A 14,384-nucleotide genomic window follows, 5' to 3' on the forward strand; every position below is an offset into this window, starting at 1 on the left:
CGATCGCGCGCCAGCCCCTCCCCTGTCCGGTCGTTACAGCGCCTGCTGTTCCGAATTGAGGTTGCGCTTCGCCGGCAATTTGGCGCCGGCATCGGGCATCGCACCATTGAGGCTCGCCGGCACCTCGACATAGGGCAGGCCCAACGTCTGGCTGGTCATGCGACGGATGCGGTTGGTGAGATCCGGACTGGCATTGAGCTTCTGACCATAGGAAGGCACCATCGCCGCCACCTTGGGCTTCCAGCTGGTCGCCATCTGCTGCGGGAAGGCGCGGCGCATCACTTCCAGCATGATCGCCGGCGAGGTGGAAGCGCCAGGCGAGGCGCCCAGCAGCGCGGCGATACTGGCATCCTTGTCGGTGACGATCTCGGTCCCGAACTGAAGCACCGTGCCCTTCTTGGGATCATATTTGATCACCTGCACGCGCTGGCCGGCGGTGATCAGCTTCCAGTCGCCGCGCTTGGCATTGGGATAATATTTGACCAGTTCGGCCTGGCGCTGGGCATCGGTCAGCGTCGCCTGCTGCGCCAGATAGCGGACCAGATCCAGATTTTCCGCGCCGACCTTCATCATGCCGCCGACATTATTCTTGTAGATGGAGGCGAACAGATCGAGCGGCGAGCCATTTTTCAGGAATTTCGTGCTCTGGAGTGCGAAGGGACCGAACAGGGTGACCGACTTGCCGTCGAGCTTGCGCGCGTCAAGATGCGGCACCGACATGGGCGGCGATCCGGCCTCCGCCTTGCCATAGACCTTCACATTGTGACGGCTGGTCGCGGCCGGCCCCTCGAACGCCAGGAACTGGCCGCCGACCGGGAAGCCGGCATAGTTTTTCGATTCCGGAATGCCCGACATCTGCAGCAGCTTGAGCGAGGCCCCGCCCGCGCCGATGAAGACGAACTTCGCCTTCACCACGGCGTCGCTGTTCTTCTTGAGGTCATGGACGGTGACGTTCCACGTCTTGTCCGCATTCTGATGCAGGCCGCGCACCTCATGGCCAAGCTGCAGGTTGAAATTGGGATTGCGGGTCAGCGCATGGGTCAACTGGGTGGTGATGACACCGAAATTGACATCGGTGCCGAGCGGCATGAACGTCGCCGCCACCTTCTGCTTCGGGTCGCGCCCCTCCATCACCAGCGGCGCCCAGCGGCGGATCTGTGCCGGATCCTGCGAATATTGCATGCCGTAGAAAAGCGGGTTCTTGACCAGCGCATCGCGGCGCTTGTGCAGATAGGCGATATTGTCGTCACCCCAGACGAAGCTCATATGCGGCGTCGGGTTGATGAAGTCGGTCGGCTTGGGCAGGCGGCCCTGCTTGACCTCATGCGACCAGAACTGGCGCGAAATCTCGAACTGCTCGGCGATGTCCACGGCCTTTTCGGTCGCGATCGATCCGTCGTCCTTTTCCGGCGTATAGTTCAGCTCGGCAAAGCCCGAATGGCCGGTGCCGGCATTGTTCCAGCCATTGGAGCTTTCCTGCGCGACCTTGCCCATCCGCTCATAGATGTCGATCCGCCAGTCCGGCTCCATTTCCTGGAGATAGGTGGCCAGCGTCACGCCCATGATGCCGCCGCCGATCACCAGCACATCGACCGGCTTGTCATTGGCGGCCGCCTTGCAGGCGGGCGAGGCCATCGGACGGAACAGGAAGGCGGTGGCGGCGATCGCCAGCACCAGGAGGAGGATGGCGAGGGTAAGGAGGATCTTCTTGAACAGGGGCCGGCGGCGCGGTGCCGCCGGACTGGAGGAGGATGTCATGATCGTGGGTTCCAAATCTGCGTGGAAAGGGGCCGGGCGGCCGGATGCGCGTTCGCCAATCTTGTCCGTCAGGTCATGCGCACCACCCCATCATCCTCAGAAGCGGAAGCTCAGCCAGCCGGCCAGATAGTCGCTGTTGCCATAGCCGGCACGGCTGAGCACCGGTCCCGCATCCAGATGCTCGTAGCGCCCGACAAAGGACAGGCGCGGCGTGATCGACCATGTGATCTGTGCGCGGATCGATTCGCCGATCTTGTGGCCGGGAACCGATTGGGTGCCGGCGAAGATCGACTTGTTGGCGCGATAGACCGCATCATTTTCATCGGCGCGCCAGGCGAACTGATATTCCATCGTCGCCTTCACGCCCTTGAGCGGCGACAGGGTCAGGCTGGGCGCCAGCGTCTTGAGGTTGGTCGGCGTCATGCACAGCTGGTAGCTGTAATAGATATTATTGCCGAAGGGGGCATAGGCGGCCTTCAGCGTACCGCCCTCGAACGTGCCGCCGCCGCTCGCATAATCGGCGTGGAAGCCGATGCGCGGCCCCATCGGCAGGTCGCCCGGCAATTTGTAGCTCTGGTTGAAGAACAGCTGCCAGGCGCTGATATCGCGCCCGTCGAAATCGCCGAACTGGTGGTTGACGGTCCAGTCGAGATTGACCGGGCCAACCTCCCCCCACAGGCGCGCGCCGGCATAGAAACGCTCAACCCGGCCGGTTACGCCGCCCCACAGCGCTTCACTGGTGCGCAACCGCCAGAAAAAGGGATCGAGATAGAGTTCCGATCCGCCCAGCGCCGTTTCCGGAATCCGGATGCCGGTGGTGAAGCCGGAAAAGCGCCGCCCCTGCTCGACCTTGTCATCGTCGATGCCACCATTGCCCAGCGCGGTCGGCTTGAAGTCGAAGGCGTCGATGCGCAGCGATCCCGTCCGTGCCCAGGCCCGCACGCCGTTCAGCGCATAGCGGATCGTATTATTGTCGCGCTGCGACGTCAGCAGATTGGGACCGTCGGTAAATTCCTGCCGCCCATAGCGCAGGCCCAGGTCCATGCCCGCAACCCGGCCCTTCAGTTCGGCGAAGGACTGGAGCAGCACCAGATCATTGCGCAGCGATCCCGACGGCGTGCCGATATTGTCACCGGACATGCCGCCATGGGCGATTTCGCCATAGAAGCGCAGATGCGGCCCGACATGCAGGTCGGCGCCGCCGACCAGCCGGTTGATGTCCTGCCGCTGGCTGCCGGCGTTCCGCAGGTTGAGGTTGGTCGTGTAATTGACCCGCACCCGCGCCTCGCCGCTGAGCGTCAGATAGATGTCACCGTCATCGTCGAGCGGCAGATATTTGAGGCGATCGAACAGGTCGTCGCGCTGCGCCGGATCGGCCTTGCCGCGCCAGTCCTCCGCCCAGCGCGACAGGGCATAGCCGCCCGACACCGATCCTTCGCCGACGGCATCGGCGGGATAGAGGCTGGCGGGTTCAGCGGGCATGTCGTCGGCCCATGCAGGCGTGACGAGCAAGGTGGCCAGGGTCAGAGCGGAGACGGCGACGGGGCGGCGCGTAGCCGCGCAGGAGAAACGAACCATGGTGGCTGCGCCTCATTCCGCCGGTACGGCGCTGGCGAGCGCCGGGGCCGTCGGGGACGGCACCCCGCCCTCGCCCCGCATCGCGGCCTGCAACTGCGTCCGGTCCAGCTTCCCTTCCCAGCGCGATACGACGATCGTCGCCACCGCATTGCCGATGAAGTTGGTGAGGCTGCGGCATTCGCTCATGAAGCGGTCGACGCCCAGGATCAGGGCCATGCCGGCGACGGGCACGGAGGGGACGATGGAGAGGGTTGCCGCCAGCGTGATGAAGCCGGCACCGGTCACGCCCGCCGCGCCCTTGGACGAGAGCATAGCGACGCCCAGCAACAGGATCTGGTCGCCGATCGACAGGTCGACACCGGTAGCCTGCGCGATGAAGAGCGCGGCCAGCGTCATGTAGATATTGGTGCCGTCGAGGTTGAAGCTGTAGCCGGTCGGCACGACCAGCCCGACGATCGACTTGGGGCAGCCGGCCCGCTCCATCTTCTCGATCAGGGCCGGCAGCGCGCTTTCCGACGAGGAGGTGCCCAGCACCAGCAGCAATTCGGTCTTCAGGTAACGGATCAGGCCGAAGATCGAGAAACCGGCGGCACGGGCGACCAGACCCAGGATCACGACCACGAACAGCGCCGAAGTGAGGTAGAAAGTGCCGACCAGGAAGGCGAGATTGGCGAGCGTGCCGACGCCATATTTGCCGATGGTGAAGGCCATGGCGCCGAACGCACCGATGGGCGCGGCCTTCATGACGATGGCGACCAGCTTGAACACGGCGGTCGAGACATCTTCGAGCAGGTCGAGCACGCGCGCACCGCGATCGCCGATCAGCGCCAGCGCGACCCCGAACAGGATCGCGACGAACAGCACCTGCAGGATATTGCCGCTGACGAAGGCGGACAGGAAACTGTCGGGGATGATGCCGGTCAGGAAGCCCGTCAGCGTGCTGTCATGCGCCTTTTCCGCATATTCGCTGACCTTGCTGGCGTCGAGCGTGGCGGGGTCGATGTCGAGGCCCGCGCCCGGCCGCACCACATTGGCGACGATCATGCCGACGACCAGCGCCAGGGTGGAGAAGAAGAGGAAATAGGCGAAGGCCTTGCCCGCGACCCGGCCGACGCTGGCAATGTCGCGCATGCCGGCGATGCCGGTGACGATCGTCAGGAAAATGACCGGGGCGATGACCATCTTCACCGCCTTGATGAAGGCGTCGCCGACCGGCTTCATCGCCTCCCCCAGATGCGGCGCGAAATGGCCGAGCGCCACGCCAGCGATGATCGCCAGCAGCACCTGCGCATAGAGATGGAGATACCAGGGACGCCGGGCGACCGGCGCGTCGGAGAAATCGGAAATCTGCATGACAGTTGTCTTTCTGGCCCTCGCCAAAAGCCTTCCCGCCTTCTTGGTTGGGCGGGTCGGGAATTGAGGGGACCAGTATCGAGCCGTCAGCCATGCGCGACAAATTGCAGGAGGAATGAAATTAAATCATTATAATTCAATATATTGATACGATTTCCATGCCTGCGGCCAGTTCATTTAGTGCATATAATTGCTCACCAATATCACGTGATGTGCCAAAATTTGCACATAGCCTGCCGGCGCGATATGCAGGGCTATGGACAGCGCCCGCTTCCCGAATCGCATCCTGTGGATCGCCCTGTTCCTGGGCGTGGCCGGCGGTCTGCTCTGGCTGTCGGGCGAGGTTGCCGAGCGCAATGCCATTGCCCGGCTGAGCGCGGAAACGCGCGGTGCCGCGATCCTGCGCCAGGCCTATCTCAAGAGCGAGATCGAGCGGTTCCGGCTGTTGCCCATCGCCCTGTCCGACGACAGCGACCTGGTCGCCGGCCTCACCGGATCGCAGACCGCGCTGCGCGCACTAGACCGCAAGCTGCAGGCGCTCGCCCGCACCACCGGCGCGGCGCAAATCTATGTGCTCGATGCATCCGGGCGCACCGTCGCATCGAGCAACTGGGGCAGCGAGCGCAGCTTTGTCGGCCAGGACTATTCCTTCCGCAATTATTTCAAGCTCGCCGCCGCGCATGGATCGGGCGCGCAATTCGCCCTCGGCACGATCAGCGAACGGCCCGGCATGTATCTGTCGCGGCGATCGCGCGGCGGCGGCTATGTCGTGGTGAAGCTGGAATTTGACGGGATCGAGCAGCAGTGGGCGCGGCTCGGCGAGATCACCTTCATCACCAGTCGCGAGGGCATCATCCTGATTACCAGCCGCCCCGACTGGCGCTTCACCACCATCCATCCGTTGTCGGCGCAGGCCAAGCAGCGCTTCCGCGCCGAATTGCAGTCCGGCCGCGGCTCGCTGCTGCCGGTGCCGCTCAGGGGCATGGGCGATGCCGATGGCCGGCAGATCGTCAGCCCCGCCGACGAACCGCGCCGCCGCCTGCTGTGGCAATCGGTCGCGGCCGGCGAACCGGGCTGGCAGCTCAACATGCTGACGCCGCTGCATGGCGTGGAAAGCTTCGTGCGCACGGTGCGGCTGGCGACCCTCTTGCTGCTGCTGCTGCTCGCGGGCGGTATCTGGATATTGCGCGAACGCGCCCATCGCCGCGCCGAACGGGCCGCCATGGCCGCCGCCCGCACCAGCGAACTGGAGGCGATGGTCACCGCCCGCACCCGCGAACTTCGTCGCGAGATGGAGGAACGCGCCGCCAGCGAGACACGCGCCGACACGCTGCGCGAAGGGTTGCGCCAGGCCAATCGCCTGGCATCGCTGGGCCAGATCACCGCCGGCATCGCGCATGAAACCGCCCAGCCCGTCGCCGCAATCCGCAGCTATGCCGCCAATGGCCGACTGTTGATCGAGCGCGGCGATGCCGAGGCGGCGGCCGAGAATATGGCGGCGATCGAACGGCTGACCGACCGGATCGGCAAGGTCACGGCCGAACTGCGCGGTTTCTCACGCAAGGCGACCGGCGCGATCGACGCCATTCCGCTGGCCGGGCCGATCGAGGGCAGCGTGCTGATCCTCAAATCGCGGCTGGCGCGGGTCGACCTGCACCTGCCCGACCTGCCTGCCGATCTGCGCGTGATGGCCGACACGATCCGGCTGGAACAGGTGCTGGTCAACCTGCTGCAAAATGCGCTCGAAGCGCTGGAGGGCGTGGCCGCGCCCGCCATCCGCCTGTCGGTCGCGCTCGATGCGGAGACGGTGCTGTTGTCGGTGATCGACAATGGGCCGGGCATCGATCCGTCGGTGCAGGGCCAGCTTTTCACCCCCTTCGTCACCAGCCGCCCGTCGGGCCTCGGGCTCGGCCTCGTCATCGCCAGCGACATCATGGCCGACATGGGCGGGTCGCTGCGCCTGCTGCCCAGTGAAGTCGGCGCCCATTTCCAGCTGAGGCTGCAACGCGCATGACCGACATGCCCCCGCGTCCGATCGCCCTGGTCGACGATGATGATGATTTGCGCGCCGCCATGGCGCAGACGCTGACGCTGGCAGGCCATGATGTTCGCGCCTTCGCCCGCGCTGCCGATGCGCTGACGGCGATCGATGCGGACTTTCCCGGCGTGGTGGTCAGCGACGTCCGGATGCCGCATATGTCGGGCATCGACCTGTTCCGGGCGCTCCATGCCCGCGACGCGGAACTGCCGGTGATCCTGGTCACCGGCCATGGCGATGTGCCGATGGCGGTGGATGCGCTCAAGGCCGGCGCCTGGGACTTCCTGACCAAGCCCTTTGATCCCGACGCGTTGCTGGCGTCGGTCGCGCGGGCGAGCGAGAAAAGGCTGCTAGTGATCGAGAATCGTCGCCTGCGCGCAATGGTCGATACCGCCGTCGCCTCCCCGCTGATTGGTCATTCCCCGGCGATCGAGCGGCTGCGCGACATGGTGGCGACATTGGCCGACACCAATATCGACATATTGGTCGAGGGCGAGACCGGCACCGGCAAGGAACTGGTCGCGCGCATGATCCATCAGCGCAGCCGCCGCGCCAGCGCCCAGTTCGTCAGCATCGCCTGCGCCGCCGTGCCCGATACGATCGCCGAGACCAGCCTGCATGGCGAAAGCCTGGCCGGACGCGCGCCGCTCGAAGGCCGGCTGGCCCGCGCGCATCAGGGCACCTTGTTCCTCGACGATGTCGACCAGTCCGGCCCGGCGCTCCAGGCGCATCTGATCCAGTTTCTGGAGGATCGACTGGTCCGCCCGGTCGGCGCGCGCGAACCCCAGCCGGTGGACCTGCGCGTGATCGGCTGCATGACGCAGCAGGGCCAGGCGGCGACGATCCAGCCGGCCCTGCTCTATCGGCTGGCGGCGGTGCGGCTGCACATCCCGCCGCTGCGCGAACGGCGCGAGGATATTCCGCTGATCTTCGCCCATCTGCTCGATGCCGCCGCCCGTCGCTTTCGCCGCGCGGTGCCGCCGGTCAGCCGCGCGGTGCTGGCCCATCTGCTGGACCATGACTGGCCCGGCAACGTCCATGAACTGGGGCGGCTGGCCGAACGGCTGGCACTGGGTCTGGAGCAGGAACCGGTTGCCGATGGCGCGACGCTGCCGCTCGACGCGCGCATGGATGCGTTCGAGCGCATGGCGATCATCGAGGCGATCCAGGCGACCGGTGGCGACATGGGCCAGGCCATCGAGCGCCTCGGCCTGCCGCGCAAGACCTTCTATTATCGGGTCCGGCGGCTGGGCATCGACCTGCGGAAGCTGCGCGGGCTGGATGGATAGGGCACCAGCCACATGACAGAAATGTAATGTTTGATATGTTGTAACATCATGGGCATGTTTTTAGAGACGCAAGACAGCCTCCAGCGCGACCGAGCAGGGCGTGGAGGTCAGAATAATGTCGCTCCATCCACCTCGGGGGATCCAAGTCCATGCAATTCCAGTTTCTCGCCGGCTGCGCGCTTGCCGTTCTCGGCGTTTCGACAGCCGCCCATGCGCAAACCGCATCGGATGACGCCGCCGACGGCTATCATCAGGCGGCCCGTTCCGACATCATCGTCACCGGCATATTGCCGACCCGTCGCCAGGACATGCTGTCCAGTGTCGCCGTGGTCGAAGGCAAGGATCTGACCCAGGCGATCCGCCCGTCGATCGGCGAGACGCTGGAACATCAGCCGGGCGTATCCGCCACCTCCTTCGGCCCCAGCGCCTCGCGCCCGGTCCTGCGCGGCCTGCAGGGCGAACGCGTCAAGATGCTGACCAACAGCCTGTCGACCGTCGACGTGTCCAACACCTCGGTCGATCATGCGGTCGTCGTCAATCCGCTGCTTGCCGAACGGATCGAGGTGCTGCGCGGGCCGCAGTCGCTGCTCTACGGATCGTCGGCGATCGGCGGCGTCGTCAACGTCATCGACAAGCGTATCCCCACGGCCATCCCGGATGAGCCGGTCCATGTCGATGCGATCGGCACCTATGGCTCGGCCGCGGACGAGCGTTCGGGCGCGGCCTCGGTCGACGTGCCGCTATCGGGCGGCTGGGTCGCCCATGCCGATGGCAGCTATCTCAAGAACGACGATGTCCGCATCGGCGGCCATGCCCTCACCCCTGCCCTGCGCGATCAGGCGCTGGCATCGAGCCTGCTCCCCGCCGACGACAGCGAGGAAGCGATCGACTTCGCCGGCAATGCCGCGGTCAAGGGCAAGCTGCCCAATTCGGCGGCCAAGACCTGGACCGCCGGCGGTGGCATCGCCTATATCGGCGACACCGGCAATATCGGCATTTCCTACGACCATTATGACAGCCTCTATGGCGTGCCGATCCGCTTCGCGACCCAGCCGGGCGACGAACAGGAAGCCCCGCGCCTCAGCATGAAGCAGGACAGCGTCAACCTGCGCGCCGAAGTGAATGGCGACGGCAATGTACTGGACAAGGTTTCGCTGCGCCTGGGCTATGCGGACTATACCCATGCCGAACTGGAGGAAGATGGCTCGGTCGGCACCGCCTTCTTCAGCAAGGGCATGGAAGCCAGGCTGGAACTGACCCAGGCCAAGCATGGCGCCTGGCGCGGCGCGACCGGGGTGCAACTGTTCAATCGCGACTTCAACGTGATCGGCGAGGAAGCCTTCCTGCCGAAGAATTCGACCACGCAGGTCGGCGTCTTCACCCTGCAGCAGCTCGATTATGGCGCGCTCAAGTTCGAGCTGGGTGGCCGCTACGAACATACCAGCCTGACCGCCAATCCGCTGGAGGATCAGGAGCAGTTCTTCACCGGCCAACGCAGCTTCGACGCCTTCTCCGGCTCGGTCGGCGCCTCCTATGGCCTGACCGACAGCTGGCGCATCGGCCTCAATCTGTCGCATACCGAACGCGCGCCGGCGGCTGAAGAATTGTTCGCCAACGGCCCCCATGCCGGCACCCAGGCCTATGAGGTCGGCAATCCCGACTTCAACCTGGAAAAGGCCAACAGCGTCGAAGCGATCCTGCGCGGCAGCGGCGACAATTACAGCTTCGAGGCGTCGGCCTATCACACCTGGTTCTCGAACTTCATCTATGAGGATCTGACCGGCGAGGAAGAAGATGGCCTGCCCGTCTATGCGTTCAACCAGGCGGACGCCCGCTATTATGGCTTCGAGGTGCAAGGATCGCTGACCCTGGCCAAGCTGGGCGACGGCAAGATCGTCGCTGATGGCTTGGCCGACTATGTCCATGCCAATGTGAAGAGCGTCGGGCCGGCGCCGCGCATTCCTCCGCTCCGTCTGCTCGGTGGCCTAGCCTATCAGGCGACCAAGTTCGACCTGCGCGGCGAAGTCGAGCGTGTCAGCAAGCAGGACCGGGTCGCCGAGTTCGAGACCACGACGCCCGGCTACACCATGGTCAATGCCGAGCTGAATGTTCGCCCGTGGGGCAAGGAACGTCCGCTCAGCTTCGCCCTGTCGGCCAACAACATCTTCGATGTGGTCGCTCGCCGGGCCTCGTCCTTCCTCAAGGACTATGCCCCGCTCACTGGCCGCGACATCCGCGTGACCGCGCGGGTCAGCTTCTGATTTGGAAGAACCGGGGCGGGTCGACCGCCCCGGTTCATCGGGCTCAATTCTCCCTGAGCACAGGATAGAGATGATGATAGGGGCTGCGATCGGGCAGCCGGGCCGACAGCCAGTCGAGCCGCGCGTCGCCATCGGCCGCAAATGTAGCATCAGCGGCCAGTTTCGCCTCGAACTCTGCGCGAAGCTGCGCATCAGCGGCCAGCAGCGCCTCGGCGATCGGCGCCCGGACAAAATCCTCTGCCCCGGAAGGCGCCGCCAATATCTCCGGGAAGAAGCCCCAGGCAAGGAAACTGTCCTGGCTTTCCGGCTCCAGCAGCGCGGCCGCCAGCAGGCCGAGCGGCTGGTCGGCCTGCACCCGCACCGTACCGACGGGCAGCGTTTCGGTCACGGCTTCGTGCCGCAACTTCGTGTCCAGCGGGATACGCGCGTCGCGCACCGGCATCGATTGTGGGTCGACCAGCCGCGCCCGATCGAGCGTCAGCGTGCGCGGCGCGTCCAGCACCTCATAGCGGATGCCGTGCAGCGTCAGCCGGTCGATTACCTCAGCCTGCCCGGCCGGTATCCACCAGGCCCTCGGCAGGCGCACCGTCTCGACCGGTTCCTGGCCGATGATCGGCATCCGCCAGTCGACGGGGCGACCCAGCCATTTCTGTTCCCTGCGTCCGCTCGCTGGTGAGACATAGGTGTCGAAGGCGATGCCCTTGAACCGTTCGACCCAGCCGATCGGCTGCGCAGCGGGTTTCCACCGGGTCAGCATTTCGGCGGGGCGCGATGCCCGGTCGCTGGCCTTCGCCTGCGCAATCGCTCCGGCATCCTGTCCGGCCAGTTTAAGCGCCGCCTCCAGCAGGACATAGGTGCCCAGCACCCGCTGGCGATAGGGCTTCATCATATGGTTTTCGACCAGCACGGTCGGAACGCCGATGAAATCGCCATAGCCGGTCGAATAGCGCGGTCCTTCGGGCGCCTGGCGAATACCCTTGGTCGGCTCGCGGGTATCGATCGGGCTGGGATAGATGGTGGGGACATGCCCGGCCTTTTCCAGCGCCGCCGTCACGCTCGGTCCGAAACGGCCCTGCAGCCAGTCGGCGGTGGCGCGATGATAGGCATAGCGGCCCCAGCCGGCATAGGTGAATGTGATGTCATATTGCATGTCGAAACCGTCGCTGACATGGCAATCGACATAGAGGATCGGGTCCAGCCGGCGCAGCAGGCCGATCATCGCCCGGCTTTCGGGCGCGTCCGCTTTTGCATAGTCGCGGTTCAGGTTGATGTTGCGGCTATTGCCGACATAGCCCTTCTCCGCCGGGCCGCGCAGCGCCGGGAAGTTCCAGCGGCTCATCTTCTCATGCCCGTCGATATTATAGACCGGCACGAACACCAGATCGACCTTGTCGAGCAGGCTGTCCTTGCCGCGCAGCGCGATGTCGCGCAGCAGCATCAGGCCGGCATCCTTGCCGTCAATCTCGCCCGCATGGATGCCCGCCTGCACCAACACGACCGGCTTGCCTGGCCCGCCCTTGCTGGCGCGGACGAGCAGCATGTCGCGCCCTTCGCCGGTGCGGCCGAAGGTTTCGAGGCTGATGAGGGGCGAAGCGGCGTCCAAGCGCTTCAACCACGCCGTAACCTCGGCATAGCGCGGCGTGATGGAAAAACCTGCCTGCTCGGCCGGCGTGATCCAGGGATCATCCTTGCCGACGACCAGCTTCTCGCTGGCGCCGGACCAGGGCAGCGTTGGCGGTAGCACCGAAGCGGGCAGCCCCGGCAGCGGCGCCTCAGTCGGCGGCTGCGCGATGGCGGTGCCCGCGACACAGAAAGCGGCGGCGCCCAGAAGGCGCGTCATCGTCTTGCTCATCTCTCTATCCTTCCGGCTCAGAAGCGGGCGCGCACGCCGACGGTGGCGGTGCGCGGCGTGCCCGGCTGCACCCAGACGGAGCTGTAGCTGCTGGCATACCATGTCTCGTCAAACAGGTTGCTGATCGTCCCGAACAGCTCGACACCCTCGATCACATCGACGCTGCCGAACAGGCGGAACAGGGTGTGCGACGGCAGGGTGAAGTCCGTGCCCGTCTCGCCCAGCCGTTCGCCGACATATTGCATGCCCGCGCCCAGTTGCGCCCCGCGCCCGGCCAGTTCGAAATGCTTGGCAACCTGGATGTTGAGATTGTGATCGGGAATGTTGATCAGCCTGTCCCCCGGCAGGATCTGGGTGGCGAAATTGGGATCGTTCACCGCCTCCCGCGCTTCGGCATCGGTATAGGCGTAGCTCAGCAGGACATCGATGTCGCCGGGCAGATGGCCGTTCACGTCCAGTTCGATGCCACGACTGCGCGCCTTGCCGATCGCAACGGAAAAGCCGGGATTATTATTGTCGCTGGCCAGCACATTATCCTTAGTCAGCTGATAGACGGACAGGGTGCCGGTCAGCGCGCCGCCGAGCGCGGTCAGCTTGACGCCAGCCTCGATCGACTCACTCGTTTCCGGGTCGAAGATATTGTTGAAGAAATCCGCGCCGACATTGGCGCGATAGCCCTGGCCATAAGCGGCATAGAGGGTGATCGGATCGCTGAGGTCATAGACGATGCCGGCCTGCGGGCTGAACCGCTCATATTTGCGGCTGTTGTAACGGTTGGCCTCCGGAAGGGTGCGATTATCGACCTTCAGCGTCAGATTGTCATAACGGCCGCCGATGCGGATCTGGAGCCGTTCGGTCAGTTCGATCTGGTCCTGCACATAGAAGCCAAAGCTGCGCTGGGTATCCAGACGATTTGTCAGCACCGACGTCGCAGGCAGCGGATATTGGCCATAGACCGGATTGTCGATGTCGATGACATAGCCGGCCTGGTCACTGGGGTTGGTACTGACAGCTGGCGGGCGGAAGCGCGTGAAATAATTATCATATTCGAACTGGTCGAAATCGCCGCCGATCAGCACCCGATGGCGCAGCGATCCGGTCTCGAACTTGCCGGCAACTTCGGCGCGGATCACGCTATGTTCCGCATCATAGCGACGCGAGTGGCGCTGGCGCGACAGGGAATGGCCGTCGACATAGAGTTTCTGACGCGACGCGGTCTGCTCCGCGTCGGACGAAAAACCGGTCAGCAGCGTGTCGCGATGGCTGGCCCCGACCAGCAGGCTCCAGTCATCATTGAACTGATGGTCGAGCCGCAACTGGTGGCCGGTGGCGCGCGCCACCGTGTCGCCATCGCCCGGCTCGCCCAAGAAGCGCGAGCGCGGCACGGTGTCGAAATCATTGTTCAGGACGACGATGCCGCGATCAAACGGGACTTCCACGCGGGTCCATTCGAAATCATAGGTCAGGCGCGTCCGATCGCCCAGCGCAACGCCGATCGAGGGCAGGAAGCCCCAGCGCTTTTGCGACACATAGTCGCGGAAGGTGTCGCCCTTCTCATAATAGCCGATCAGCCGCGCGGTGATGCCGTCGGTCAGCGCCAGATTGGCGTCGGCGTCGGCGCGGAACCGGTCATAGCTGCCATATTGCAGCGATCCGCTGCCGAAGGTCCGGCCGATTTCGGCCTGCTTGGTGACGAGGTTGATCGTGCCGCCCGGCTCGCCGCGCCCGATCAGCGCCGCCGCCGGCCCTTTCAGCACCTCGACCCGCTCGATCCCGGCCACGTCGCGCTGGCCGCCAAAGCCGCGCCCGGCGTTGAAGCCATTGACCAGGTAGCCGCTCGGCAGATTTTCATCTCCGGCAAAGCCGCGAATGGCGAAACTGTCCCACAGCCCGCCCAGCGTATTCTGGCGCGCGACCGAGGCATTCATGTCCAGCGCGTCGGTCAGGCGCAGGATATTATTCTGCTGCAGCGTCTCCGCGTCGATCTCGGTGCTCGCCTGGGGAATTTCCTTCACGGAGAAATCCCCGCGATAGGCCTGGCGCACGCCGTCGACCGTGATGGCACCCTCGCCCTCCGGCACATGATGAACCGCGTCGCCGGTCTGCGCCTGGGCTGGAAGCCAGGCCAGGACGGCGGCCAGCGGCAGCGCGCGGGCGATGTGATGGAAGCGACGGGAACGGACGGGCGCAGCGCAGGCGCGCGGCAGGAACTGGATCGACATATTTTCCCCTGAATGAAATGAGACGAAATCTCA

8 protein-coding genes are annotated in these 14,384 nt (G+C 65.0%); 3 read left to right on the plus strand and 5 right to left on the minus strand.

Annotation, left to right across the window (positions count from 1 at the left end):
• Positions 1-33: 33 nt before the first annotated feature.
• The 3 genes from mqo to U0025_RS09865 all read right to left on the minus strand — a co-directional run bounded on the left by mqo (position 34) and on the right by U0025_RS09865 (position 4,689).
• Positions 34-1,758 (minus strand): malate dehydrogenase (quinone), encoded by a 1,725-nt coding sequence (gene mqo / locus U0025_RS09855; RefSeq protein WP_004207199.1) that lies wholly within the window; start codon positions 1,756-1,758, stop codon positions 34-36.
• 96 nt (positions 1,759-1,854) lie between these two features.
• Entirely contained in the window at positions 1,855-3,336 is a 1,482-nt protein-coding gene (locus U0025_RS09860) for an alginate export family protein (protein WP_004207200.1), read from the minus strand.
• A 12-nt stretch (positions 3,337-3,348) separates the two neighbouring features.
• Positions 3,349-4,689: a dicarboxylate/amino acid:cation symporter gene (locus U0025_RS09865; RefSeq protein ID WP_004207202.1), complete on the minus strand. Its 1,341-nt coding sequence runs from the start codon at positions 4,687-4,689 to the stop codon at positions 3,349-3,351.
• Between the two features lie 256 nt (positions 4,690-4,945).
• On the opposite strand from U0025_RS09865, the gene U0025_RS09870 reads away from it, so the two are divergent.
• The 3 genes from U0025_RS09870 (at position 4,946) to U0025_RS09880 (ending at position 10,277) form a co-directional block, all read left to right on the plus strand.
• Positions 4,946-6,703 (plus strand): sensor histidine kinase, encoded by a 1,758-nt coding sequence (locus tag U0025_RS09870; protein ID WP_004207203.1) that lies wholly within the window; start codon positions 4,946-4,948, stop codon positions 6,701-6,703.
• Positions 6,700-8,016 carry a sigma-54-dependent transcriptional regulator gene (locus U0025_RS09875; protein WP_004207204.1) on the plus strand — a complete coding sequence of 439 codons (1,317 nt, stop codon included), beginning with the start codon at positions 6,700-6,702 and terminating at the stop codon, positions 8,014-8,016. Before U0025_RS09870 ends, U0025_RS09875 begins: the two co-directional genes overlap by 4 nt.
• Before the next feature lie 149 nt (positions 8,017-8,165).
• The gene (locus tag U0025_RS09880; RefSeq protein ID WP_004207205.1) at positions 8,166-10,277 is read left to right on the plus strand and encodes a TonB-dependent receptor; all 2,112 of its coding nucleotides are present in this window, start codon (positions 8,166-8,168) and stop codon (positions 10,275-10,277) included.
• A gap of 43 nt (positions 10,278-10,320) precedes the next feature.
• Here the strand turns inward: U0025_RS09880 and U0025_RS09885 are convergent, their stop codons facing one another.
• Positions 10,321-12,129: a M14 family metallopeptidase gene (locus U0025_RS09885; protein WP_004207206.1), complete on the minus strand. Its 1,809-nt coding sequence runs from the start codon at positions 12,127-12,129 to the stop codon at positions 10,321-10,323.
• Positions 12,130-12,146: 17 nt separating this feature from the next.
• The gene (locus U0025_RS09890; RefSeq protein ID WP_004207208.1) at positions 12,147-14,351 is read right to left on the minus strand and encodes a TonB-dependent siderophore receptor; all 2,205 of its coding nucleotides are present in this window, start codon (positions 14,349-14,351) and stop codon (positions 12,147-12,149) included.
• Between the last annotated feature and the right edge of the window lie 33 nt (positions 14,352-14,384).

Origin of the sequence: Sphingobium yanoikuyae (assembly GCF_034424525.1) — a bacterium.
Taxonomy (GTDB): domain Bacteria; phylum Pseudomonadota; class Alphaproteobacteria; order Sphingomonadales; family Sphingomonadaceae; genus Sphingobium; species Sphingobium yanoikuyae.

Bases quoted from the DNA above. Each gene is read 5' to 3' on its own strand.
- U0025_RS09885 (WP_004207206.1), bottom strand. From the start codon at position 12,129: ATGAGCAAGACGATGACGCGCCTTCTGGGCGCCGCCGCTTTCTGTGTC.
- U0025_RS09875 (WP_004207204.1), top strand. From the start codon at position 6,700: ATGACCGACATGCCCCCGCGTCCGATCGCCCTGGTCGACGATGATGAT.
- U0025_RS09890 (WP_004207208.1), bottom strand. From the start codon at position 14,351: ATGTCGATCCAGTTCCTGCCGCGCGCCTGCGCTGCGCCCGTCCGTTCC.
- U0025_RS09865 (WP_004207202.1), bottom strand. From the start codon at position 4,689: ATGCAGATTTCCGATTTCTCCGACGCGCCGGTCGCCCGGCGTCCCTGG.
- U0025_RS09860 (WP_004207200.1), bottom strand. From the start codon at position 3,336: ATGGTTCGTTTCTCCTGCGCGGCTACGCGCCGCCCCGTCGCCGTCTCC.
- mqo (WP_004207199.1), bottom strand. From the start codon at position 1,758: ATGACATCCTCCTCCAGTCCGGCGGCACCGCGCCGCCGGCCCCTGTTC.
- U0025_RS09880 (WP_004207205.1), top strand. From the start codon at position 8,166: ATGCAATTCCAGTTTCTCGCCGGCTGCGCGCTTGCCGTTCTCGGCGTT.
- U0025_RS09870 (WP_004207203.1), top strand. From the start codon at position 4,946: ATGGACAGCGCCCGCTTCCCGAATCGCATCCTGTGGATCGCCCTGTTC.